The sequence below is a fragment of the Oerskovia sp. PE-21s genome (assembly GCF_056158145.1).
The window spans coordinates 598925-621821 of sequence record NZ_JBUXJM010000002.1; the positions used below are offsets into that span (position 1 = coordinate 598925).

Annotated in this window: 20 protein-coding genes; 17 read left to right on the forward strand and 3 right to left on the reverse strand. The window is 72.2% G+C overall.

The genetic code is table 11. The features are described from left to right. The first annotated feature begins 8 nt into the window (after positions 1–8). Positions 9–950 carry a tyrosine-type recombinase/integrase gene (locus ACZDYF_RS05730; RefSeq protein WP_191790590.1) on the forward strand — a complete coding sequence of 314 codons (942 nt, stop codon included), beginning with the start codon at positions 9–11 and terminating at the stop codon, positions 948–950. 156 nt (positions 951–1106) lie between these two features. Here ACZDYF_RS05730 and ACZDYF_RS05735 read toward each other — a convergent pair whose 3' ends face one another. Next, positions 1107–1637 (reverse strand): peptidoglycan DD-metalloendopeptidase family protein, encoded by a 531-nt coding sequence (locus ACZDYF_RS05735; RefSeq protein ID WP_475054535.1) that lies wholly within the window; start codon positions 1635–1637, stop codon positions 1107–1109. Positions 1638–2296: 659 nt separating this feature from the next. Between ACZDYF_RS05735 and rpsB the strand changes: the two genes are divergently transcribed. The 11 genes from rpsB to ACZDYF_RS05790 all read left to right on the forward strand — a co-directional run bounded on the left by rpsB (position 2297) and on the right by ACZDYF_RS05790 (position 13422). Then, the gene (gene rpsB, locus ACZDYF_RS05740; RefSeq protein WP_475054537.1) at positions 2297–3271 is read left to right on the forward strand and encodes a 30S ribosomal protein S2; all 975 of its coding nucleotides are present in this window, start codon (positions 2297–2299) and stop codon (positions 3269–3271) included. A gap of 105 nt (positions 3272–3376) precedes the next feature. Next, complete coding sequence (gene tsf / locus ACZDYF_RS05745; protein ID WP_191790592.1) at positions 3377–4216, forward strand: translation elongation factor Ts; 840 nt, start codon at positions 3377–3379, stop codon at positions 4214–4216. Positions 4217–4389: 173 nt separating this feature from the next. Beyond that, positions 4390–5124 carry a UMP kinase gene (gene pyrH / locus ACZDYF_RS05750; protein WP_475054538.1) on the forward strand — a complete coding sequence of 245 codons (735 nt, stop codon included), beginning with the start codon at positions 4390–4392 and terminating at the stop codon, positions 5122–5124. 102 nt (positions 5125–5226) lie between these two features. Beyond that, entirely contained in the window at positions 5227–5784 is a 558-nt protein-coding gene (gene frr, locus ACZDYF_RS05755; protein WP_030150600.1) for a ribosome recycling factor, read from the forward strand. A gap of 21 nt (positions 5785–5805) precedes the next feature. Further along, positions 5806–6651: a phosphatidate cytidylyltransferase gene (locus ACZDYF_RS05760; RefSeq protein ID WP_191790594.1), complete on the forward strand. Its 846-nt coding sequence runs from the start codon at positions 5806–5808 to the stop codon at positions 6649–6651. A gap of 156 nt (positions 6652–6807) precedes the next feature. Continuing rightward, entirely contained in the window at positions 6808–7944 is a 1137-nt protein-coding gene (gene rlmN, locus ACZDYF_RS05765; protein ID WP_475054540.1) for a dual-specificity RNA methyltransferase RlmN, read from the forward strand. Then, positions 7941–8492, forward strand: coding sequence for a DivIVA domain-containing protein (locus tag ACZDYF_RS05770; RefSeq protein ID WP_191790596.1), 552 nt, complete (start codon positions 7941–7943; stop codon positions 8490–8492). The genes rlmN and ACZDYF_RS05770 overlap by 4 nt, the downstream gene beginning before the upstream one ends. 70 nt (positions 8493–8562) lie before the next feature. Beyond that, entirely contained in the window at positions 8563–9747 is a 1185-nt protein-coding gene (gene dxr / locus ACZDYF_RS05775; RefSeq protein ID WP_475054546.1) for a 1-deoxy-D-xylulose-5-phosphate reductoisomerase, read from the forward strand. A 131-nt stretch (positions 9748–9878) separates the two neighbouring features. Then, entirely contained in the window at positions 9879–11189 is a 1311-nt protein-coding gene (locus ACZDYF_RS05780; protein ID WP_475054548.1) for a M50 family metallopeptidase, read from the forward strand. 129 nt (positions 11190–11318) lie between these two features. Next, positions 11319–12458 carry a flavodoxin-dependent (E)-4-hydroxy-3-methylbut-2-enyl-diphosphate synthase gene (ispG, locus tag ACZDYF_RS05785; protein ID WP_030150594.1) on the forward strand — a complete coding sequence of 380 codons (1140 nt, stop codon included), beginning with the start codon at positions 11319–11321 and terminating at the stop codon, positions 12456–12458. Positions 12459–12468: 10 nt separating this feature from the next. Then, positions 12469–13422, forward strand: a complete 954-nt coding sequence (locus ACZDYF_RS05790) for a GNAT family N-acetyltransferase (RefSeq protein ID WP_204808500.1) — start codon at positions 12469–12471, stop codon at positions 13420–13422. Between the two features lie 3 nt (positions 13423–13425). Here ACZDYF_RS05790 and ACZDYF_RS05795 read toward each other — a convergent pair whose 3' ends face one another. Beyond that, positions 13426–14316 carry an Fpg/Nei family DNA glycosylase gene (locus ACZDYF_RS05795; RefSeq protein ID WP_475054550.1) on the reverse strand — a complete coding sequence of 297 codons (891 nt, stop codon included), beginning with the start codon at positions 14314–14316 and terminating at the stop codon, positions 13426–13428. Positions 14317–14441: 125 nt separating this feature from the next. Here ACZDYF_RS05795 and ACZDYF_RS05800 point away from each other — a divergent pair, with 125 nt between their 5' ends. After that, entirely contained in the window at positions 14442–16295 is a 1854-nt protein-coding gene (locus tag ACZDYF_RS05800) for a proline--tRNA ligase (protein WP_475054552.1), read from the forward strand. A 105-nt stretch (positions 16296–16400) separates the two neighbouring features. On the opposite strand, the gene ACZDYF_RS05805 is transcribed toward ACZDYF_RS05800, so the two are convergent. After that, positions 16401–17399: a DUF4439 domain-containing protein gene (locus ACZDYF_RS05805; RefSeq protein ID WP_475054553.1), complete on the reverse strand. Its 999-nt coding sequence runs from the start codon at positions 17397–17399 to the stop codon at positions 16401–16403. 222 nt (positions 17400–17621) lie between these two features. Between ACZDYF_RS05805 and ACZDYF_RS05810 the strand changes: the two genes are divergently transcribed. The 4 genes from ACZDYF_RS05810 (at position 17622) to infB (ending at position 22771) form a co-directional block, all read left to right on the forward strand. Beyond that, entirely contained in the window at positions 17622–18170 is a 549-nt protein-coding gene (locus ACZDYF_RS05810) for a ribosome maturation factor RimP (protein WP_475054556.1), read from the forward strand. A gap of 3 nt (positions 18171–18173) precedes the next feature. After that, complete coding sequence (gene nusA / locus ACZDYF_RS05815; RefSeq protein WP_475054558.1) at positions 18174–19280, forward strand: transcription termination factor NusA; 1107 nt, start codon at positions 18174–18176, stop codon at positions 19278–19280. Between the two features lie 147 nt (positions 19281–19427). Further along, the gene (locus ACZDYF_RS05820; RefSeq protein WP_307824288.1) at positions 19428–19625 is read left to right on the forward strand and encodes a YlxR family protein; all 198 of its coding nucleotides are present in this window, start codon (positions 19428–19430) and stop codon (positions 19623–19625) included. 221 nt (positions 19626–19846) lie between these two features. Next, positions 19847–22771 carry a translation initiation factor IF-2 gene (gene infB, locus ACZDYF_RS05825; protein WP_475054560.1) on the forward strand — a complete coding sequence of 975 codons (2925 nt, stop codon included), beginning with the start codon at positions 19847–19849 and terminating at the stop codon, positions 22769–22771. Positions 22772–22897 lie beyond the last annotated feature (126 nt).

The following is a 22897-nucleotide window of genomic DNA, read 5'->3' on the forward strand; positions in this document are numbered from 1 at the left end:
CTGGGACGATGAGCGACAGCGAGCGGCACGGCGAGACGCACCTTCCTCCTGCCCTTGCCGCGGCCGTCGCCGAGTTCGAGCTGCACCTCGACGTCCAACGAGGGCTCTCGGCCCACACGGTGCGCGCCTACGCGGGCGACGTCCGGTCGCTGCTGGCGCGCGCCGTGGCGACGGGCGTGCGGGGGCTCGACGACGTCGACATCGCGGTCCTGCGCGACTGGCTCGCCGATCTCGGGGCGCGTGACCTCGCCCGGACCACGATGGCCCGACGAGGAGCGGCGGCCCGCGCCTTCTTCGCCTGGACGACGAGCACGGGCCGTACGGCGCACAACCCCGCCCTGCGGCTCGCGAGCCCCAAGGTCGCCCGTCACCTCCCGACCGTCCTCGCCGTCGACGCCGCCACCCACCTCATGGAGACCGCCCGCGACGCGGCCGCGGACGGCGACCCGGCGCGCCTGCGCGAGTGGGTCGCGGTCGAGGTGCTCTACGCCTCGGGCCTTCGCGTCGCCGAGCTCGTCGGTGCCGACGTCGACGACGTGGACCTGGGGGAGCGGACCCTGCGCGTGGTCGGCAAGGGCGACAAGGAGCGGGTCGTGCCGTTCGGCGTCCCTGCGGGCCGAGCGCTGCGCCGCTGGCTCGACGTGGGGCGGCCCGCGCTGGTGGTGGCGGACTCCGGCCCCGCGCTCCTGCTCGGGGACCGCGGACACCGGTGGGGGCAGCGACAGGCGCGCGAGACGGTGCACAGGCTCGCTGCGCTCGCAGGCGTCGACGACGTGGCGCCCCACGACCTGCGGCACAGCGCCGCGACCCACCTGCTCCAGGGCGGCTCCGACCTGCGCAGCGTCCAGGAGGTGCTCGGCCACGCCACGCTCTCCACGACCCAGCGGTACACGCACGTCAGCGCCGACCGCCTGCGTGCCTCGTTCGAGCAGGCCTTCCCGCGGGCGTGAGGTGGGTGCTGCCGGGCGCGGGAACCTCCGGTCGCCGAGAGGGACCGCTCGTGCCCTGGAACCTCGGGCCGTCGAGATGCGGCCAAGCGGGGTCGGGACGGCGCACGAACCCCTGATGGCCGCCTCTCGCGGCGAGCAGAAGGTCCCAGGACGCCGCTAGCGCAGCGGGAGCAGCACGATCGGTTCGCGCGGCCCGAGCAGCGCGAGGGGGTCGACGTACGTGTCGCCGCGACGAACGCCCCAGTGCAGGCACGACACCGGCAGACAGTGTCCGGCGCCCGTGGTGCCGGTCCCTCCGGAACCGCCGGCCCCGTCGCCCGCGACCTGGACCGACCCCACGACCTGCCCGCGCCCGACCTTCGTCCCCACGGCAGCGGAGCCGTCGACCGGTTCCAGCGAGCTGCGCAGCCCGCCGTCGTGCAGCACGACCACGACCCCGCGGTCCACCACGGTCCCGGAGAACGTCACGACCCCGGCCTCGGGCGCCACGACGGCGCTCCCAGGAGGTGCCTCGAGGTCGACGCCCCGGTGCCCGGCCAGCCAGTCCTGGTCAGGCGGTAGGAACCCGCGGAGCACCACGAGGTCACCAGGGACGGGGGACGCCCACCCCGCCCCCGCGGCATCGGGTGACTCGACACCGTGGGCGGGAAGGGCGGTCAGGAGCCGCACAGCCAGCACAGCCAGCATGGCCAACACGGCCACGACGGCCAGGAGCGCCGGCGCGAGCGGGGCCGGGGGCTTCCGTCGGGGCGCGCCAGACAGGCGGACCCGTGGCACGTTCACGGCCCGGCCGAGCCCCGCGGACGGGGACGCGGGTACGAGACCTGCGCGGCGTCGTCGGGCCGGGGGAGCAGGAGAGGCGGGACGGTGAGACGTGAGCACGGGCCGAGCCTCGCGCACGGCGGGTCGGCGCGGGCGGGGCCCGCCGCCACCTGTGGAGAAGGCCGCGTTCGTCCGTGCTGTGCACGGGTCCGGCTGCGGCCCGCGATCAGGTAGACTTAACGCCGCGATCGGCACGTTCACTCGGACGGGCTCCTAGCGCTCCCGACGGTCACCCCAGAGGTCACCGGCAGGGGACCTGGAACCCCCCGCTGCGCGCCGTCGACTTCGCGCGTCACGTCCCCGACTCCCGGCCTTCGCAGGCCGCCGTCAGGGGCCATCCCGACAACGGTCCGGACCCTCGTTCGCCAGGGCCCGGCGTCGGACCATGGTGTGGCGCCAGGGGTGCAGGGCCAATCCCGGCCGGCACCGACAACCGGAATGCACCGACCGGACGCACTGCGACCGGTCGGACGAATGAGCGTGAGCAGCGGGAGGATCCCGCGTCACGCCTGAAAGGAAGTGCCATGGCCGTCGTGACCATGCGCCAGCTCCTCGACAGCGGAGTCCACTTCGGACACCAGACCCGCCGCTGGAACCCGAAGATGAAGCGCTTCATCTTCACGGAGCGCAACGGCATCTACATCGTCGACCTGCAGCAGTCGCTGTCCTACATCGACCGCGCGTACGAGTTCGTCAAGGAGACCGTCGCCCACGGTGGCACGATCCTCTTCGTCGGCACGAAGAAGCAGGCGCAGGAGCCCGTCGCCGAGCAGGCCGCTCGCGTCGGCATGCCCTACGTGAACCACCGCTGGCTCGGTGGCATGCTCACCAACTTCACCACGGTGCACAAGCGTCTGCAGCGCATGAAGGAGCTCGAGGAGATCGACTTCGACGACGTCGCAGGCTCCGGGCTCACCAAGAAGGAGCTGCTCGTCCTCCGTCGCGAGAAGGACAAGCTGACCCGCACCCTGGGCGGCATCCGCGACATGGCGAAGGTCCCCTCCGCCGTGTGGATCGTCGACACCAACAAGGAGCACCTGGCCGTCGACGAGGCGCGCAAGCTGCGCATCCCGATCGTCGCGATCCTGGACACCAACTGCGACCCCGACGTCGTGGACTACAAGATCCCGGGCAACGACGACGCGATCCGCGCCGTCACGCTGCTGACCCGCGTGATCGCCGACGCCGCGGCCGAGGGCCTGCTCCAGCGCCACTCGGGCAACCGCACCGGCGCCGAGGCCGGCTCGGCCACCGAGGCAGAGCCGCTCGCCGAGTGGGAGCGCGAGCTCCTGGCCGGTGCCGAGGCGGAGACCGCCGTGGAGACCGCAGCCGCCGCTGAGGTCGTCGCCGAGGGCGCAGCCGAGACCGCCGTTGAGGCCGAGGTCGTCGCCGAGGCAGCAGCCGAGGTCGCCGTCGAGGCCGAGGTCGAGGCAGAGGCGGCCGTCGAGGCAGCCGCTGAGGCCGAGGCCCCCGCCGAAGAGGCCGACGAGTCCAAGTGACGACGTGGTGCGCGCCCCTCTTCGGAGGGGCGCGCACCCGCCGCACCGCCCGCTCCACGTTCTCCCCGGGGAGCCCCGGGACCCCAGACAGGTAAGGACACCACCATGGCGAACTACACCGCAGCCGACATCAAGGCGCTGCGCGAGCGCACCGGCGCCGGCATGCTCGACGTCAAGAAGGCGCTCGACGAGGCCGACGGCGACTCCGAGAAGGCGCTCGAGATCATCCGCGTCAAGGGTCTGAAGGGCGTCGCCAAGCGCGAGGGCCGCTCGACCTCCGAGGGCCTCGTGGCCGTCGACGTCTCCGAGACCGAGGGTGGCCAGGTCGCCACGCTCATCGAGCTCAACTCCGAGACGGACTTCGTCGCGAAGAACGAGAACTTCCTCAACCTCGCGGCCCGCGTCCTGACGGCCGTCGCCGCCTCGGGTGCTGCCGACGTCGACGCCGCGCTCGCTGCCGACGCCGACGGTGAGTCCGTCCAGCTCGTCATCGACAACACCGCCGCGTCGCTCGGCGAGAAGGTCGTCCTGCGTCGCACCACGCGCGTCGCGGGTGAGCGCGTCACCGCGTACCTGCACCGCACCGCCAAGGACCTGCCGCCGTCGATCGGTGTCGTCGTCGCGACCGACGTCGCCGGTGCGGCCGTCGCCAAGGAGATCGCGCAGCACATCGCCGCGATGTCCCCGACGTACCTGACCCGCGAGGACGTCCCCGAGGACGTCGTCGCGAGCGAGCGTCGTATCGCCGAGGAGACCTCGCGCAACGAGGGCAAGCCCGAGGCCGCGCTCCCGAAGATCATCGAGGGCCGCCTGAACGGCTTCTTCAAGGACGTCGTGCTGCTCGACCAGCCGCTCGCGAAGGACCCGAAGAAGACCGTCGGCCAGGTTCTCGCCGAGGTCGGTGGCACGGTCACCGAGTTCGTGCGGTACCGCGTCGGCGCCTGACGCACTCCTCCGGTGGCCCGGTCCGCGCTCGCGCGGACCGGGCCACCGCGCACCGGGACCCGGTGGGTCCCGGTGCACACGCACCACCCGGGGACGACGAGCACGACCGTCCCCGGTACGTCCTGGGGCAGACCCCGGGAGATCGGAACGACGAAGGACAGGTGGCTCGGCACATGGGCGACAAGATCGAGACCAAGGCCCCCGCACGTCGGGTGCTGCTCAAGCTCTCCGGGGAGACCTTCGGGGGCGGACAGATCGGCCTCGCGCCGGACGTCGTGCAGCGGGTGGCCGGCGAGATCGCCGATGCCGTCCGTCAGGGCGTCGAGGTCGCCATCGTCGTCGGTGGCGGCAACTTCTTCCGCGGCGCCGAGCTCTCCCAGCGCGGCCTCGACCGCGCCCGCGCCGACTACATGGGCATGCTGGGCACGGTCATGAACTGCCTCGCGCTCCAGGACTTCCTCGAGCAGGCCGGGGTCGACACCCGCGTGCAGACCGCGATCACCATGGGGCAGGTCGCCGAGCCGTACATCCCGCTGCGCGCGATCCGCCACCTGGAGAAGGGCCGTGTCGTGATCTTCGGCGCGGGAGCGGGCATGCCGTACTTCTCGACCGACACCGTCTCCGCCCAGCGCGCCCTCGAGACGCACTGCCAGGAGGTCCTCATGGGCAAGAACGGTGTCGACGGTGTCTACACCGCGGACCCGCGCACGAACCCGGACGCCGTGAAGCTCGACCACCTGACGTACACCGACGCGCTCGTCAAGGACCTGGCGGTCATGGATGCCACCGCCCTGAGCCTGTGCCGCGACAACGACGTGACGATGCGGGTCTTCGGGATGAGCGAGCCGGGCAACGTGACCCGCGCGCTGCTGGGGGACAATATCGGGACACTGGTCACGACGAACTGACCGGACGACCGACGAACGACCCGGACCGCGCCGCGAACCCGGGTGCGCCGCCCCGTGCGGCGCAGGACGGCTAGCCCAGCAACGCACGACGAAGGAGCACTGGTGATCGACGAGACCCTCCTCGAGGCCGAAGAGAAGATGGACAAGGCGATCGAGGTCGCCAAGGAGGACTTCGCGAACATTCGCACGGGACGTGCGAGCGGCGCGATGTTCAACAAGATCACGGTCGAGTACTACGGCGCTCCGACGCCGCTCCAGCAGCTCGCCTCGTTCAACACGCCCGAGGCCCGCACGATCGTGATCTCGCCCTTCGACAAGACCGCGCTCAGCGCGATCGAGAAGGCCATCCGGGACTCGGACCTCGGGGTGAACCCCAGCAACGACGGCAACATCATCCGGGTCGTGCTCCCCGTGCTCACGGAGGAGCGTCGCCGCGACTACGTGAAGCTCGCCAAGGGCAAGGCCGAGGACGCCCGCGTCTCGGTGCGCAACGTGCGCCGCCGTGCCAAGGAGCAGCTCGACCGCATCGTCAAGGACGGCGAGGCGGGCGAGGACGAGGGCACGCGCGCCGAGAAGGAGCTCGAGGCACTCACGAAGAGCCACGTCGACACGATCGACGCGCTCCTCGCCGGCAAGGAGAGCGAGCTCCTCGAGGTCTGATGCAGAAGTCCGAACGCACCGATGACAAGTGATGCGGTCGCGTCCCGGCCCCGGCGCACGCCGAAGGCCGGACGCGACCTGCCCAAGGCGATCTCCGTCGGGGTCGGGCTCCTCGTCCTGGTGGGGGCCTCGCTGGCCTTCCGCCCGGAGCCGTTCGTGCTGCTGGCGACCGCCGCGGTGGGGGCTGCGCTGTGGGAGCTGAAGCAGGCGTTCCTGCGCCGCGACATCCACCTGCCGCTCCTGCCGCTCCTGGTGGGGGCTGCGGGAATCCTGATCTCGTCGTACTACTCGGGCCCCGAGGCCCTCATGGTCTCGTTCGTGCTGACCGTGGCGGGCGTCGTGGTCTGGCGGGTCATCGACGGCTCGGGCACGGCCGCGGTGCGCGACGCGGCCGCGGGGACCTTCGCGACGGCCTACCTGCCGTTCATGGCGGGGTTCGTCATGATGATGCTCGCGAACCCGGACAACGGCCGGATCCAGGTCCTGCTGTTCATCCTGCTGGCGGTGTCGAACGACGTCGGCGGGTACGTGGCCGGGGTCCTGTTCGGCCGTCATCCGCTGGCTCCCTCGATCAGCCCCAAGAAGAGCTGGGAGGGCCTGGCGGGCTCGTTCGTCCTGGCGACGGCGATCGGTGTCGTGGGCGCGGTCTACGGGCTCGGTGCGAGCCCCGTGATCGGTGTCGCGCTCGGCATCATGGTGCCGCTCACGGCGACCGTGGGAGACCTGGCCGAGTCGATGATCAAGCGCGACCTAGAATTGAAGGACATGGGGTCCCTCCTGCCGGGGCACGGCGGCGTCCTCGACCGCCTGGACTCCATGCTCCTGACCGCTCCGTTCGTGTACCTGCTGCTCTCCGTCTCGCTCTGAGGCGCGGCCCGCGAGGGCCAGGGCAGGGCGCGGGCGCACGCGCGCGTGCCGGACCGCGTGAGAACGCACCGGCACGCTCGCACGAGCGCACCTGACGCGTCGACCCGGCGCGGTGCGCTGACCTGCTCCACCCGCTCCAACCTCTGGATCCTTCTCATGTCTGTTCGCCCGTCCGTCGAATCGAAGCCGCTGCCGCTCGTCATGTCGGCACCTCGTCGCGGGAAGCCCCCGCGCCACTTCGCCGACCTCTCTCCGGAGGAGCGCACGGCCGCGGTCGTCGAGCTGGGGGAGAAGCCCTTCCGCGCCAAGCAGCTCGCGACGCACTACTACGCGCACTACACGAACGACGCCGAGGACATGACCGACCTCCCCCAGGCGACGCGGAAGCTGCTCGTGGAGAACCTCATGCCGCCGCTCCTCACCCCGGCGCGCGTCATGCAGGCCGACGGCGGGACGACCGTCAAGACGCTCTGGAAGCTCTTCGACGCAGCCAAGGTCGAGTCGGTGCTTATGCGCTACCCGAACCGGTCGACGCTGTGCGTCTCGAGCCAGGCGGGCTGCGGCATGGCCTGCCCGTTCTGCGCGACGGGCCAGCTCGGCCTGACGCGCAACCTGTCGACCGCGGAGATCGTCGAGCAGGTGCGCTCGGCCGCGAAGTCGCTCGCCGACGGCGACGTCCCCGGCGGCCCGGCCCGGCTCAACAACCTGGTCTTCATGGGCATGGGCGAGCCCATGGCCAACTACAAGGCCGTCATGGGCACGATCCGACAGCTCGTCGCGCCCGCCCCCGAGGGCCTGGGCATGTCGGCGCGCAACATCACGGTCTCGACCGTGGGGCTGGTCCCGGCGATGAACAAGCTGTCGGCCGAGGGCATCCCGGTCACGCTCGCGCTCTCGCTGCACGCCCCCGACGACGACCTGCGCAGCGAGCTGGTCCCGATCAACACCCGGTGGTCGGTCGACGAGACCCTGGACGCCGCTCGCAACTACTTCGAGGTCACGGGCCGGCGCGTCAGCATCGAGTACGCGCTCATCAAGGACATGAACGACCACGCGTGGCGTGCGGACCTGCTGGGCGAGAAGCTCACGGCTCGTGGCTCGGGCTGGGTGCACGTGAACCCCATCCCGCTGAACCCGACGCCGGGCTCGATCTGGACGGCGAGCGAGCGCGAGGTGGAGGACGAGTTCGTGGCTCGCTTGCGCGGGCACGGGATTCCGACCACTATTCGTGACACACGCGGCAGTGACATCGATGGTGCGTGCGGGCAGCTGGCAGCTGAGGAGGAAGAGTGAGTGCGTTGTTCAGCACCGTCTCGAAGGTGCGCAACGGGTACGACCCGGAAGAGGTTGACGAGTTCTTCGACCACGCACGTCAGGTCTACGAGGGCAAGAAGCCGGAGCGCCTGACGAGCACGGACATCCAGGTCTCGATGTTCGACCTGGTCCGCGGCGGGTACGACACCCACGAGGTCGACGCGGCCCTCGATCGCCTGGAGGGGGCTTTCATCGCCCGTCAGCGTGCCGAGTACGTCGCGGTCAACGGCCAGCAGGCCTGGATGAACGCCCTGGCCGAGCGGGCGCGCAGCCTGTACGGCCGTCTGGGGCGTCCTGACGGCGAGCGCTTCGCGCCTGCGGCTCGCGGCGAGTGGGGCTACGACATGGACGACGTCGACGACCTGTGCGACCGTCTCGTGGCGTACTTCGACCGCCAGGAGCCCATCACGGCCGCCGAGATCCGCAACTCGACGTTCGCTCGCCGTCGCGGCAAGGACGGCTACGCCGAGGGGCCCGTGGACGCATTCTTCGCCCGGGCCATCGAGGTGCTGCTCGGCGTCGAGTGACGCCCTCGGTGCGGCCTGCCCGACGACGCAGCGCGCCTCGGGCGCTCCGCGCACCTGGGAGGATGTCCCCATGAGTCTGCGCAGCGTGACCCTCCTCGGGTCGACCGGATCCATCGGCACCCAGGCGATCGACGTGATCGCACGTCACCCCGACCGGTTCCGGGTGGACGCGATCTCGGCCGGTGGCGCGAACGCCGAGCTCCTCGCCCAGCAGGCGGTCGCGCTCGGTGTGCGACGTGTCGGGGTCGCGGACCCTGCTTGGGCCGTGGAGGTCGAGGCCGCGCTGGCCGCGAGGGCCTCGCGCGCCGGCGCTCCGGCGGTCGAGGTGCTGGTCGGCCCGGACGCGGCGACCGAGCTCGCGGGGGCTGGTTCCGACGTCGTGCTCAACGGCATCACGGGGTCGGTGGGCCTCGGCCCCACGCTCGCCGCGCTCGGCGCGGGCTCGACGCTCGCGCTGGCCAACAAGGAGTCGCTCGTCGTGGGGGGCGTGCTCGTCCAGGACGCGAGGCAGCGTCCGGACCAGATCGTCCCGGTCGACTCGGAGCACTCGGCGATCGCGCAGGCCCTGCGCTCAGGGCGCCGCGAGGAGGTGCGCCGGCTCGTGCTGACGGCGTCGGGCGGCCCGTTCCGCGGCTGGGCACGTGACGACGTCAAGGCCGTCTCCCCGCAGCAGGCGCTCGCGCACCCGACGTGGGCCATGGGGCCGGTCGTCACGATCAACTCGGCGACGCTCATGAACAAGGGCCTGGAGCTCATCGAGGCGCACCTGCTGTTCGACGTGCCGACCGACGAGATCGCCGTCGTGGTGCATCCGCAGTCCGTCGTGCACTCGATGGTCGAGTTCGTGGACGGCTCGACCATCGCGCAGGCGTCCCCGCCGGACATGCGCCTGCCGATCGCGCTCGGCCTGAGCTGGCCGGACCGCCTGGGGGAGGTCGCCGCGGGCTGCGACTGGTCGAGCGCCACGGCGTGGACGTTCGAACCGCTCGACGAGGCGCTCTTCCCGGCCGTCGGGCTTGCCCGCGTGGCGGCGTCGGCCTCCGCGACGCACCCTGCGGTGTACAACGCGGCCAACGAGGAGTGCGTCGCGGCGTTCCTGGAGGGCCGGATCGGCTTCCTGGACATCGTCGCGACGGTCGAGCGCGTCCTCGGAGAGCACCGGGGAACCTCGCGGGCGGCGGTCACGTTGGACGACGTGACGGCGGCGGAGACGTGGGCCCGGGCGCGGGCCCACGAGATCCTCGCCCGCCGCTGAGCCCGGGGCCCTGGTGGCGTCCCACGGGCCCCCCGCCGCTGACGGTCCTCAGGCCGCCCGCAGGAAGCGGCGGTAGGTTCGGGCACTCAGCACTGGTCTTCTTCTCGCAGCACCCCTGAACGGAGCTCCTCATGGCCGCGGTGATCGGCATCCTCGTCGTGCTGGTCGGCATCCTCGTGTCGATCGCCCTGCACGAGGTCGGGCACATGGTCCCGGCGAAGAAGTTCGGGGTCCGGGTGAGCCACTACTTCGTCGGCTTCGGGCCCACCCTCTGGTCGCGGACCAGGGGCGAGACCGAGTACGGGCTCAAGGCGATCCCGCTCGGTGGTTACGTGCGCCTCGTGGGCATGTACCCGCCCGCGCCTCCCGGCGCGAAGCAGTCGGACGGCTTCTTCGGCCGCATGGTGCAGGACGCCCGCGAGATGAGCGCCGAGGAGATCCTTCCCGGGCAGGAGCCGCGCGCGTTCTACAACCTCTCGGTGCCCAAGAAGGTCGTCGTGATGTTCGGTGGACCGTTCATGAACCTCGTGATCGCGTTCGTGCTCATGACCGTCGTCCTGGTCGGGATCGGTTCGCCGCAGGCGACCACGACGGTCGCGACGGTGCCTGCGTGCGTGACGCCCGCCGCGGCACCGGCGGACTACGAGTGCACGACGGCCGACCCTGCGACCCCCGCCGCGGAGGCGGGGATCGAGCCGGGAGACACGGTCGTGTCGTTCGACGGCGAACCGGTCACGTCCTGGGACTCGCTGGTCGGCAAGATCACGGGCGCGGCGGGGCAGACGGTCCCGGTCGTGGTCGAGCGCGCGGGGGAGCGTGTCACGCTCGAGATCACGCCGACCGAGGTCGACCGTCCGGTCGTCGGGGACGACGGGCAGTACGTGACGGACGACGACGGCGAGCCCGTGCTCAAGCCCGCGGGCTACGTCGGGATCGCCCCGACCCAGGAACGGGTCTCGGAGCCGCTCAGCGCGGTGCCGGAGGCCATCTGGGCGCAGGTCTCGGGGACGGCAGCGGTCATCGTCGAGCTGCCGGCCAAGCTGGTCGACGTGGTGCAGTCCACGTTCGGCGGCGAGGAGCGTGACCCTGCCTCCGTCATGGGGCCGGTGGGCGTGGGGCGGATCGCGGTCGACGTGGTGGGCGCGGACCAGGTCGACGTGGTCGACCGGGTGGCGACCATGCTGAGCCTCCTGGCGGCGCTCAACATCGCCCTCTTCGCGTTCAACCTCATCCCGCTGCCCCCCCTCGACGGCGGGCACATCGCGGGCGCGCTGTACGAGGGGGCCAAGCGGCAGGCCGCCACGGTCCGCGGCCGTCCGCGCCCCGCGCACGCGGACGTCGCGAAGCTCGTCCCCCTGGGGCTGGCGATGTGGGTCGTCCTGCTCGGCATGGGGGTGCTGCTGATCTACGCGGACATCGTCAACCCGATCCGCATCACCTGACCTGCGCCTGCGGTCCCGTGAAGATCTCGCGAAGAGTCGTGTGCGGAGCGGGGCGGGGAACGGCGTCGGGCGCGGCCGGGGGGTCGGACGGGGGATACTAGGTGCGTGAGCGTACCCATCAGCCTCGGCATGCCAGCAGCACCTCCGCCGGTCCTCGCGCCGCGCCGCAAGACGCGCAAGATCAAGGTCGGCAAGGTCGACGTCGGCGGCGACGCCCCCGTGAGCGTCCAGTCGATGACCACGACCCCGACCACGGACATCAACGCGACCCTCCAGCAGATCGCCGAGCTGACCGCGTCCGGCTGCGACATCGTGCGGGTCGCGGTGCCGAGCCAGGACGACGCGCTCGCGCTGCCGGCGATCGCGAGGAAGTCCCAGATCCCCGTCATCGCCGACATCCACTTCCAGCCGAAGTACGTGTTCGCGGCGATCGACGCGGGCTGCGCCGCGGTGCGCGTGAACCCGGGCAACATCCGCAAGTTCGACGACCAGGTCAAGGAGATCGCCCGCGCCGCCGCGGACGCGGGCACCTCGATCCGCATCGGCGTGAACGCGGGCTCGCTCGACCCCCGCCTGCTCGCGAAGTACGGCAAGGCCACGCCGGAGGCGCTCGTCGAGTCGGCGGTCTGGGAGGCGTCGCTGTTCGAGGAGCACGGCTTCCACGACTTCAAGATCTCGGTCAAGCACAACGATCCCGTGGTCATGGTGCGGGCCTACGAGCTGCTCTCCGAGCGCGGCGACTGGCCCCTGCACCTCGGCGTGACCGAGGCGGGCCCCGCGTTCCAGGGCACCATCAAGTCGGCCACGGCCTTCGGCGCGCTGCTGAGCAAGGGCATCGGCGACACGATCCGTGTCTCGCTCTCGGCTCCGCCGGTCGAGGAGGTCAAGGTCGGCATCCAGATCCTGCAGTCGCTCAACCTGCGACCGCGCAAGCTGGAGATCGTCTCGTGCCCGTCGTGCGGCCGTGCCCAGGTGGACGTCTACACGCTCGCCGAGAAGGTCACCGCGGGACTCGAGGGCATGGAGGTCCCGCTGCGCGTCGCGGTCATGGGCTGTGTCGTGAACGGCCCGGGTGAGGCCCGTGAGGCGGACCTCGGCGTCGCGTCGGGCAACGGCAAGGGGCAGATCTTCGTCAAGGGCGAGGTCGTCAAGACCGTGCCCGAGTCGATGATCGTCGAGACGCTCATCGAAGAGGCGATGCGGATCGCCGAGACCATGACGCCGGAGAACGACGCACAGGCCGGTCCGCCCGTCGTCACCGTCGGCTGAGTCGACGGCCATGGCGCGCTGGCATCCTCCGGGGCCGTGGTCCCGGCCGCAGGCTGCCCGGGTCCTGGGCGATGCGGACGTCGCGGAGGCGCTGCGGGTGTGCGCCCTGGACCCTGTGGGGTCGGTGCTCGCGGCCTCTCGCATCGTCGAGGCAGCCCGGCTCTCGCAGAGCGGGGGTCAGGTCTGGGGCTTTCCTGTCCAGGGGCCTCTCGTGGCGATCTGCTGGGCGGGGGCCAACCTGGTGCCGGTCGTCCCGTCGGAGGGGGACCGGGCGGAGGCGCTCGACGCCTTCGCCGCGCTCGCGCGCCGGTTCGGGCGTCGTGCGTCGTCGATCGTGGGCGAGCGGTCGGCGGCCCTGGGCCTGTGGGACCGCCTGGCGGAGCACTGGCCGGCGGCCCGGGACGTCCGGGACGACCAGCCGTCCCTCATGATCGACCGGGCGCCCGACGTCGAGCCGGACCCGTCGGTCCGCCGGTCGGTGCCGGCCGAGCTGCCGCTGGTCCTGCCGGCGTGCGTGCGCATGTTCGTCGAGGAGGTCGGGTACTCGCCGGTCGCCGCGGGCGGCAACGCGTACGCGGACCGTGTGCGGGGCCTGATCACGTCGGGGCGCTCGTTCGTGCGGGTCGACGGTGGTGCGGCGGCCTCCCCGCCGCCCCCCGGGTCGGGGGCTCCGCTCGCGCACGACCCGCTGGCCGGTCTCGCGCCCGAGCGCGTCGTGGTGTTCAAGGCCGAGCTCGGGGCGGTCACGCCCGAGGTCGCGCAGGTGCAGGGCGTCTGGGTCGACCCCCGGTTCCGGGGTCGGCGCCTGTCCGAGTCGGGCATGGCCGCGGTCGTGGAGATCACGCGCCGCGAGATCGCGCCGATCGTCTCGCTCTACGTCAACGCGTACAACGAGCGTGCGCTCGCGACGTACCGGCGCGTCGGGTTCGAGCAGGTCGGGACGTTCGCGACCGTCCTGTTCTGAGGCCTACTTCAGGAGCTTCGACATGCGCCGGTCCGCGAGGACCTGGCCACCGGTCTGGCAGGTAGCGCAGTACTGCAGGCTCCGGTCGGCGAACGACACCTCGCGTACGACGTCCCCGCACACCGGGCAGGGCTCGCCCGTGCGCCCGTGCACGCGCATGCCGCGCCGCTTGGCGTCCTTGAGCTCGGCCGCCGGCCTGCCCGACGACGTCGCGACGGCCTCGGTGAGCACGCCCCGGACCGCGTCGTGCAGGTGGGCCACGTCGTCGGCGTCGAGGCTGCGGGTCAGGCGGAACGGGCTGGTCCGGGCGGCGTGCAGGATCTCGTCGGAGTAGGCGTTCCCGATCCCGGCGATCAGGCGCTGGTCGCGCAGCAGTCCCTTGATCTGCTGGTTGCGGGCGCCCAGCAGCTCGGCCAGCCGCTCGCGCGTGAAGTCGGGTCCCAGGGGCTCGACGCCCAGGGTCGCGATCGCGGGCACCTCGGTCGGGTCGTGGACCAGGTGGACCGCGAGCCGCTTGCGGGTGCCGGCCTCGGTGAGGTCGAACCCCGACCCGTCGTCGAGACGGATCCGCAGCGCGAGCACGGCTCGCACGCCACCGCGGCTCGACGTGGGGCGCACGGGCGTCGTCGGCGCGTCCTCGGACCAGCGCAACCACCCCGCCCGGGCGAGGTGGAAGACCAGGTGGAGCTCGTCGTCGGGCACCGTGACCGCGAGGTCGAGCCACTTGCCGTGGCGCGCGGCCCCCGTGACCGTGCCGCCCACCAGGGCGGACAGCGGGGGAGAGAACGTCTTGAGGGCCACGATCGAGGCCAGGTCCGCCGCCACGACGACGCGACCCGTCGCGCGCTCGTCGAGGAATCGGACGAGCGCCTCGACCTCGGGCAGCTCGGGCACGGTTCCATGGTGCCCGTTCGTGCGCCGGTACGCACCGGCGGCGTCCCGTGGGCGACGGGGTCCCGCGAGCGGGCAGGGCACAGACCCTGCGGGGGAGCGGTGCCCGCGACGGTAGGATCGGGCCCATGTCTTCAGCCTCCAGCCGGGTGGTCGGTCCCCCCGTCAAGCCCCTCAAGATGACCTCCCTGTTCCTGCGGACGCTGCGCGAGGACCCGGTCGACGCCGAGGTCGCGAGCCACAAGCTCCTCGTGCGCGCCGGCTACATCCGTCGTGCCGCCCCCGGCATCTACACCTGGCTCCCGCTGGGTCTGCGCGTGCTCGCCAAGGTCGAGGCGATCGTCCGCGAGGAGATGGAGGACGCGGGCGGCCAGGAGGTGCACTTCCCGGCGCTGCTGCCGCGCGAGCCCTACGAGGCCACGGGCCGCTGGGACGAGTACGGGGCGAACCTGTTCCGCCTCACGGACCGCAAGGACGGCGACTACCTGCTCGCGCCCACGCACGAGGAGATGTTCACGCTCCTCGTCAAGGACATGTACTCGTCCTACAAGGAGCTGCCGCTCACGCTGTTCCAGATCCAGACGAAGTACCGCGACGAGGCGCGCCCGCGCGCGGGCCTCATCCGTGGCCGCGAGTTCATCATGAAGGACGCGTACTCGTTCGACGTGACCGAGGAGGGGCTCGAGGCCTCGTACCAGAACCAGCGCGCCGCCTACCAGCGGATCTTCACGCGCCTGGGCCTCGAGTACGTGATCGTGGCCGCGACGTCCGGGGCCATGGGCGGCTCGCGCAGCGAGGAGTTCCTCAACCCGACCGCGATCGGCGAGGACACGTTCGTGCGCTCGCCCGGCGGCTACGCGGCCAACGTCGAGGCCGTCGTCACGCCCGTGCCCGAGGCCCTGCCCTTCGACGACGCGCCCGCGGCGCACGTCGAGGACACGCCGGACACCCCGACGATCGACTCGCTCGTCGCGCTCGCCAACGCGCGCTTCCCGCGCCCCGACCGCGAGTGGACGGCGGCCGACACGCTCAAGAACGTCGTGCTCGCGCTCACGCACCCGGACGGGCGCCGCGAGGTGCTCGTCGTGGGCCTGCCCGGTGACCGCGAGGTCGACCTCAAGCGTCTCGAGGCGTCGGTCGAGCCCGCCGAGGTCGAGCCCGCGGGCGAGGCGGACTTCGCCGCGCACCCCGAGCTCGTCAAGGGCTACATCGGCCCCGAGGTGCTCGGCCCGCAGGGCCCCCAGGTGACCGTGCCGGCCGAGGGCAAGACGCCTGAGACGTCGCACTCGGCCGTGCGCTACCTCCTGGACCCGCGCGTCGTCGAGGGCACCCGCTGGATCACGGGCGCCAACCAGCACGGCAAGCACGTGTTCGACCTGGTCGCCGGGCGTGACTTCACGGCCGACGGCACGATCGAGGCCGCCGAGGTCCGTGCGGGCGACCCCGCGCCCGACGGCTCGGGCCCGCTCGAGCTCGCGCGCGGCATCGAGATCGGCCACATCTTCGCGCTCGGACGCAAGTACGCGCAGGCCCTGGGCCTGACGGTCCTCGACGAGAACGGCAAGCAGGTCGTCGTGACCATGGGCTCGTACGGGATCGGCGTGACGCGCGCGCTCGCCGCCCTGGCCGAGGCCAACCACGACGAGGCAGGCCTCGCGTGGCCCGCGCACGTCGCCCCGATGCACGTCCAGGTGGTCGCCACGGGCAAGGACCAGGCGGTCTTCGAGGCCGCCGCTTCGCTCACGGCCGAGCTCTCGGCGCGCGGCGTGGAGGTCCTGTACGACGACCGCCCCAAGGTCTCGCCCGGCGTGAAGTTCAAGGACGCCGAGCTCCTGGGCGCCCCGCTCGTCGTGGTCGTGGGCCGTGGGCTCGCGGACGGCGTCGTCGAGGTGCGCCCGCGCCAGGGCGGCGAGGCCGTGCAGGTGCCGGTCGCCGACGTGGTCGACCTCGTGACCGACCAGGTCGCCGAGCTGCTCGCGTAACCGCGCGGCAGACGAGACGGGCCGGGCCCGGGAGCGTTCGTCGCTCCCGGGCCCGGCCCGTCTCGTGCTGTGCGGCGCGTGCCCCGGCGCTGGTGGTGCCGACCGTCAGCCGGCCGCGGGCGTCCGGCCTTCCTGCTCGGGCAGGCCGGGGAACGCGCTCACGGGGGCGCCCCACCCGATCGCGGCGAGGTTCGCCTCGACCAGCAGGTCGACGAGCGGAAGACGCGTCCCGGTGCCCGCCTCGCCCGTGAGCGCGGCGTACGACTGCGCGAGCGAGGTCTCGAGCTGCGCGGCGAGCTCCGGCGTCGGGACGTCGGGCGGGACCGCGTAGGCGACCCGGCGGGGGTCCTGAGGCCCGCCCGCCGTGCCCGCGGCCTGGGCCCATGCCTCGGCCCTGGCGCGGTGCAGCACCGCGCGCCCGAGCGCGGCGTCGCGCAGCTCGCCGTCGGCGAGGGCCGCCCGGACCTCGAACGCGTACCCCGCCGCGTCCTCGGCCTCGATGATCGTGGACAGGTCGGTCGCGCTCAGGCCCGACGGCGCGGCCTCCGGGACGAGCAGGCCCGCCGGGGTGACGAGCGGGTCGGGCAGGGCGGTGCCCGTCGTCGCGGCCACCTGTCGCGCCGAGGCGTCCTGCGACGCCGCGACCGAGGCGACCAGACGCGCGAACGCACCGTCCTCGGACTGGTCGGCCGTCCCGCGCAGCGCGGTCGCCGAGGTCGCGAGGGCGTCGACGACCTCTGCGGGGGTCGCGGTCGTGGGGCCCGTCGGTGCGTCCGTCGCCCCCGACGTCGGCGCGTCGCCGTCCTGGTCGGGCTCGGGGAGCCCCGAGTCGTAGACGCCGCCCAGCTGGGTCACGTGCTCGTCGGCGGAGGTGCTCGTGCTCGTGAGGGCGTCGAGCGCCGCCTGGCCGAGGCCCGACGACGTCGCGGCCGCCGCGTCGGCGAGGTCGCCCACGAGCAGCGCGCCCTCGACGGCGACCCGGCGCAGGGTCTCCTGGGCGTCCGGGACCGGCTCGGTCGGGGGCGGGGTCTCGAGCCGCAGGCCGCATCCGGCGACCACGAGCAGCGCGAGCGACGTGACGATCGCCACCACACCGCGGCGCACGGACGGGCCCCCCGCGGCGCTCCGCCGCGGAAAACGTGACGAAGAGGACGCTGGGGCGGTGTCCGGGGGGCTCGAGCGGTGCGGGCGCGGAGCAGGTTCGGCAGTCATCGAGGGTGATGATGTCACGTTCCAGCCGGGTGAGTCGTTAGGCTGATCCCGTACAACAACACACCGGTCGAATCCTTGCCCGGTGGGCAGTGGGAGCCGACGGGAGACCGAGAGATGAACAAGGCGAAGCACGCCGGGGCGGACAGGGTCCGCCGGGTCGTGGAACCGGTCGTACAGGCCGCAGACCTGTACCTGGAGGACGTGATCGTCACCCTGGCCGGAAGCCGCTCGGTCGTCCGCATCACGCTGGACCTCCCCGAGGACGCCCTGGGCAACCTCGACCTGGACCGCGTCGCCGAGGTCTCGCGCGACATCAACACCGCGCTCGACGCGTCGAACGCCTTCCCGGGCGCCTACACGCTCGAGATCTCGACCCCCGGCACCTCCCGCCCGCTGACCGAGCTGCGCCACTTCAAGCGCGCCCGCGGGCGCGTCGTGCGCCTCGCGCTGCAGGACGGCGGGACCGTCGAAGGCCGTCTGCGGGACGTCGAGGACGGGAACCTGCTGCTCACCGACGCCCCCGTGGAGTCCGTCGCGCTCGCCGACGTGGTCCGTGGGGCGATCCAGGTCGAGCTCAAGCGCGCCCTCGAGGTGGACCTCGGCCCGGAGATGGCTGTTGACGCGAACCCCGGGGCCGACGCCCCGAACGACGAGGAGGTCTGATCGATGGACATCGACATGAGCGCGCTGCGCCTGCTGGAGCGCGAGAAGGACATCAGCCTCGACATCCTGGTGGCGGCGATCGAGCAGGCGCTGCTCTCCGCCTACCACCGGACGCCCGACGCCTACGCGCGGGCACGGGTCGAGCTCGAGCGCCGCACGGGCCACGTCACGGTCTGGGCCCGCGAGGAGCTCCCGGCCGAGGAGGACGACGAGCCCGAGCTCGACGAGGACGGCCAGCCGGTCCGGCGCTACCGGGCTCCGGTGTTCGGGCCCGAGTTCGACCACACGCCCAAGGACTTCGGCCGCATCGCGACCGCGACCGCGCGCCAGGTGATCGTGCAGCGGCTGCGCGACGCCGAGGACGACCAGATCCTCGGCACGTTCCGCGGCAAGGAGGGTGAGGTCCTGGCGGGCGTCATCCAGCAGGGCAACGACCCGCGCATGGTCCTCGTGGACGTGGGCGGCACCGAGGCGCTCCTGCCGCCGCACGAGCAGGTGCCGACCGAGGACTACGTCCACGGCGAGCGCCTGCGCGCCTACGTCCTGGACGTGGCGCGCGGCATGAAGGGCCCCCAGATCACGCTGAGCCGGACCCACCCGAACCTCGTGCGCAAGCTGTTCGAGCTCGAGGTGCCCGAGGTCGCGGACGGTTCGGTCGAGATCATGGCGATCGCCCGCGAGGCCGGCCACCGGTCCAAGGTCGCGGTGCGCTCGCGCGTCGCGGGGCTCAACGCCAAGGGCGCCTGCATCGGCCCCATGGGCGCACGCGTCCGCGCCGTCATGGCCGAGCTCCACGGCGAGAAGATCGACATCGTCGACTTCAGCGACGACCCGGCCGCGTTCGTGGCCAGCGCCCTGTCCCCGGCCCGTGTGACGTCCGTCACCGTCGTGGACGCCGAGGCTCGTGCCGCCCGCGTGGTCGTGCCGGACTTCCAGCTCTCCCTCGCGATCGGCAAGGAAGGGCAGAATGCCCGGCTCGCCGCGAAGCTCACGGGGTGGCGCATCGACATCCGCTCGGACGAGGGCGACCACGCCGGAGCGACGAGCGGCCGCGCCGTCGAGACCTCCGACGAGGGGGAGGAGCCGGGCACCGGTGGCGGAAACGGGTAACACCAGGTGAGCGGGCGCGCTAGACTGTCCTTGACTGGGCCACGAGTCCGGACACCGTCACACGACCCTTCAGGCGCTCATGCGCCCGTTCGAACGTGCGTCGGTTGCCGGGAGCGTGACCTGCGGTCTGTTCTTCTCCGCCTCGTGGTGGACCAGGCCGACGTCCCGGAGCCTCGGCTCGTCGTCGACGTCGGCCGGTCGCTCCCGGGGCGCGGCGCCTGGCTCCACGATGCTCGGCGTTGCCTCGAGCTGGCCGAGCGTCGACGAGCCTTCCCCCGGGCCCTGCGTCTCGCAGGTCCCGTGGACCTCGCCGGAGCCCGAGCCCATCTCGACAGGGAAGACTGACCCGTCGTCAGTCATCGCCAGTCATCGTCAGTCGGCGGTCCCGGCCTGCGGCGCACCACGCGCCGCGACGGCCGAACCGCGCCAGTACCGCACGAACACCGCACGAATCGTCGACAAGGAAGCGGGTTAGAAGCCGATGGGCACCCGATGAGTACCCAGCGATGAGCACCCAGCACTAAAGACGGTCCTCCCTGTTTCGGGTGGGCCGAGACAGGAGAGTTGTGGCAAAGGTCCGCGTCTACGAGCTCGCTAAGGAGCTCGGGGTGGAGAGCAAGACCATCATGACCAAGCTGACGGAACTCGGTGAGTTCGTCCGCTCGGCATCCTCGACCATCGAACCGCCGGTCGTCCGTAAGCTGCGAGACACCTTCCCGGCCGGTGGCACGGAGAGCGCAAGCGCTCCCGCCAAGCCCGCGCCGGCTCGCCCGGCAGCACCCAAGCCTGCGCCCGCAGCAGAGGCCGCCCCGGCGCCTGCTGCTCCGGCACCGGCTGCCCCCGCAGCCCCGGCGCCCGCCGCACCCAAGGCTCCCGCACCGGCCCCCGCCAAGGAGGCCCCCGCGAGCCCTGCTTTCGTCGAGCCCGCTGCCGAGGCCAAGAAGCCCGCAGCGCCGGCGCCCGCGCCTGCCGCGGAGCGCAAGCCGTCGGCGTCGCCCAAGCCGGCCGGTGGCGGCAACGCCCCCGCGCCCGGCCCTCGCCCCGCAGCAGCCCGCCCCGGCGGCTCCGGCGGTGGCGCACGTCCTGGCGCCCCGCGCCCGGGCAACAACCCGTTCGCCTCGAGCCAGGGCATGCCGCGTTCCGGCGCCCCGCGCCCGGGCAACAACCCGTTCGCCTCGAGCCAGGGCATGCCCCGGCCCGGCGCGCGTCCGGAGCGTGCCGCGGACCCCGCGGCCAACGCGAACCCCGCAGCAGGCAGCGCCGAGCGTTCCGGTGGACCCCGTCCCGGTGGTCCCCGTCCCGCGCCGCGTCCTGGTGCACCTCGCCCCAACCCGGGCATGATGCCGGGTCGCACCTCGATCGGTCGCCCCGGTGACCGTCCTGCTCCCGGCGGTCGTCCGGGCGGTGGCGGCGGTGCAGGTGGCGGTCGCGGCGGCTTCGCCGGTCGTCCCGGCGGCGCCGGTGGCGGCCCCGGCGGCGGTGGCGCTCCCGGTGGTGGCGGCGGCTTCGCCGGTCGCCCCGGTGGTGGCGGTCGTGGTGGTGCCGGTCGCGGCAGCACGCAGGGTGCGTTCGGTCGTGCCGGAGGGCGCCCCGTCCGTGGGCGCAAGTCGAAGCGGGCGAAGCGCCAGGAGTTCGAGCAGATGCAGGCCCCCTCGCTGGGTGGCGTGCAGGTTCCCCGTGGGAACGGCTCGACCGTGGTGCGCCTGCGTCACGGCTCCTCGCTCAACGACTTCGCCGACAAGATCGACGCGAACCCCGCGAGCCTCGTGACGGTGCTGTTCCACCTCGGTGAGATGGCGACCGCCACGCAGTCCCTCGACGAGGACACGTTCGGCTCGCTCGCGGCAGAGCTCGGCTACGTCATCGAGATGGTCTCGGCGGAGGAAGAGGACCGCGAGCTCCTCGGTGCCTTCGACATCGACCTCGATGCCGAGCTCGAGGGCGAGGGCGACGACGAGCTCCAGGCTCGTCCGCCCGTCGTCACCGTCATGGGTCACGTCGACCACGGTAAGACGCGACTGCTCGACGCGATCCGTCAGACCGACGTCATCTCTGGCGAGGCCGGCGGCATCACGCAGCACATCGGTGCCTACCAGGTCCGTCACGAGCACGAGGGCGTCGAGCGTCCCATCACGTTCATCGACACCCCGGGTCACGAGGCCTTCACCGCCATGCGTGCTCGTGGTGCCCAGGTCACCGACATCGCGATCCTCGTGGTCGCGGCCGACGACGGCGTCATGCCGCAGACGGTCGAGGCGCTCAACCACGCGCAGTCGGCCGGCGTGCCGATCGTCGTCGCGGTGAACAAGGTGGACAAGGAGTCGGCGAACCCGGCCAAGATCCGCCAGCAGCTCACCGAGTACAACCTGGTGGCCGAGGAGTACGGCGGCGACACCATGTTCGTCGACGTGTCCGCGAAGCAGAACATGGGCATCGACGCGCTGCTCGAGGCCGTCCTCCTCACGGCGGACGCCTCGCTCGACCTGCGCGCCAACCCGGACAAGGACGCACGAGGCGTCGCCATCGAGGCGAACCTCGACAAGGGCCGCGGCGCCGTCGCGACCGTCCTGGTCCAGTCCGGCACGCTCCACGTCGGGGACGCGATCGTCGCGGGCACCGCCCACGGCCGTGTCCGTGCCATGTTCGACGAGCACGGCAACAACGTCACCGAGGCGGGCCCCGCCCGCCCCGTCATGGTGCTCGGGCTCGCGTCCGTGCCCAGCGCCGGTGACACGTTCCTCGTGGCACCCGACGAGCGCACCGCCCGTCAGATCGCCGAGAAGCGCGAGGCCGCCGAGCGTGCAGCCCTCCTGGCCAAGCGTCGCAAGCGCGTCAGCCTCGAGGACTTCGCCCAGGCGCTCGAGCAGGGCAAGGTCGAGACCCTCAACCTGGTCCTCAAGGGCGACGTCTCGGGTGCTGTCGAGGCACTCGAGGACGCGCTGCTGCAGATCGACGTCGGCGACGAGGTCCAGCTGCGCATCATCCACCGCGGCGTCGGTGCGATCACCCAGAACGACGTCAACCTGGCGACCGTGGACAACGCGATCATCATCGGGTTCAACGTCAAGTACGGCGAGCGCGTCGAGGCACTGGCGGAGCGCGAAGGCGTCGACGTCCGGTTCTACTCGATCATCTACCAGGCGATCGACGACGTCGAAGCAGCGCTCAAGGGCATGCTCAAGCCCGAGTACGAAGAGGCGCAGCTCGGCACCGCCGAGATCCGCGAGGTCTTCCGTTCCTCCAAGTTCGGGAACATCGCCGGTTCGATCGTCCGCTCGGGCGAGATCCGACGGAACTCCAAGGCCCGTGTCCTGCGTGGGGGAGCCGTCGTCGGCGACAACCTCACGGTCGAGTCGCTCAAGCGGTTCAAGGACGACGCCACGGAGGTCCGCGAGGGCTTCGAGTGCGGTATCGGCCTCGGGTCGTTCAACGACCTGCAGATCGGCGACACGATCGAGACGTTCGAGATGCGGGAGAAGCCGCGTAGCTGACGTACCTCTCCGCTGACGCCTACCCGTGAGGTGTGGCGGGTCTACCGCGGGCCTGGCGGCCCGTGCCAGACCCACCACGACCCGCCGCACCTCACGGACGGCGTCGGCGGAGCTGTTCGTTCACGC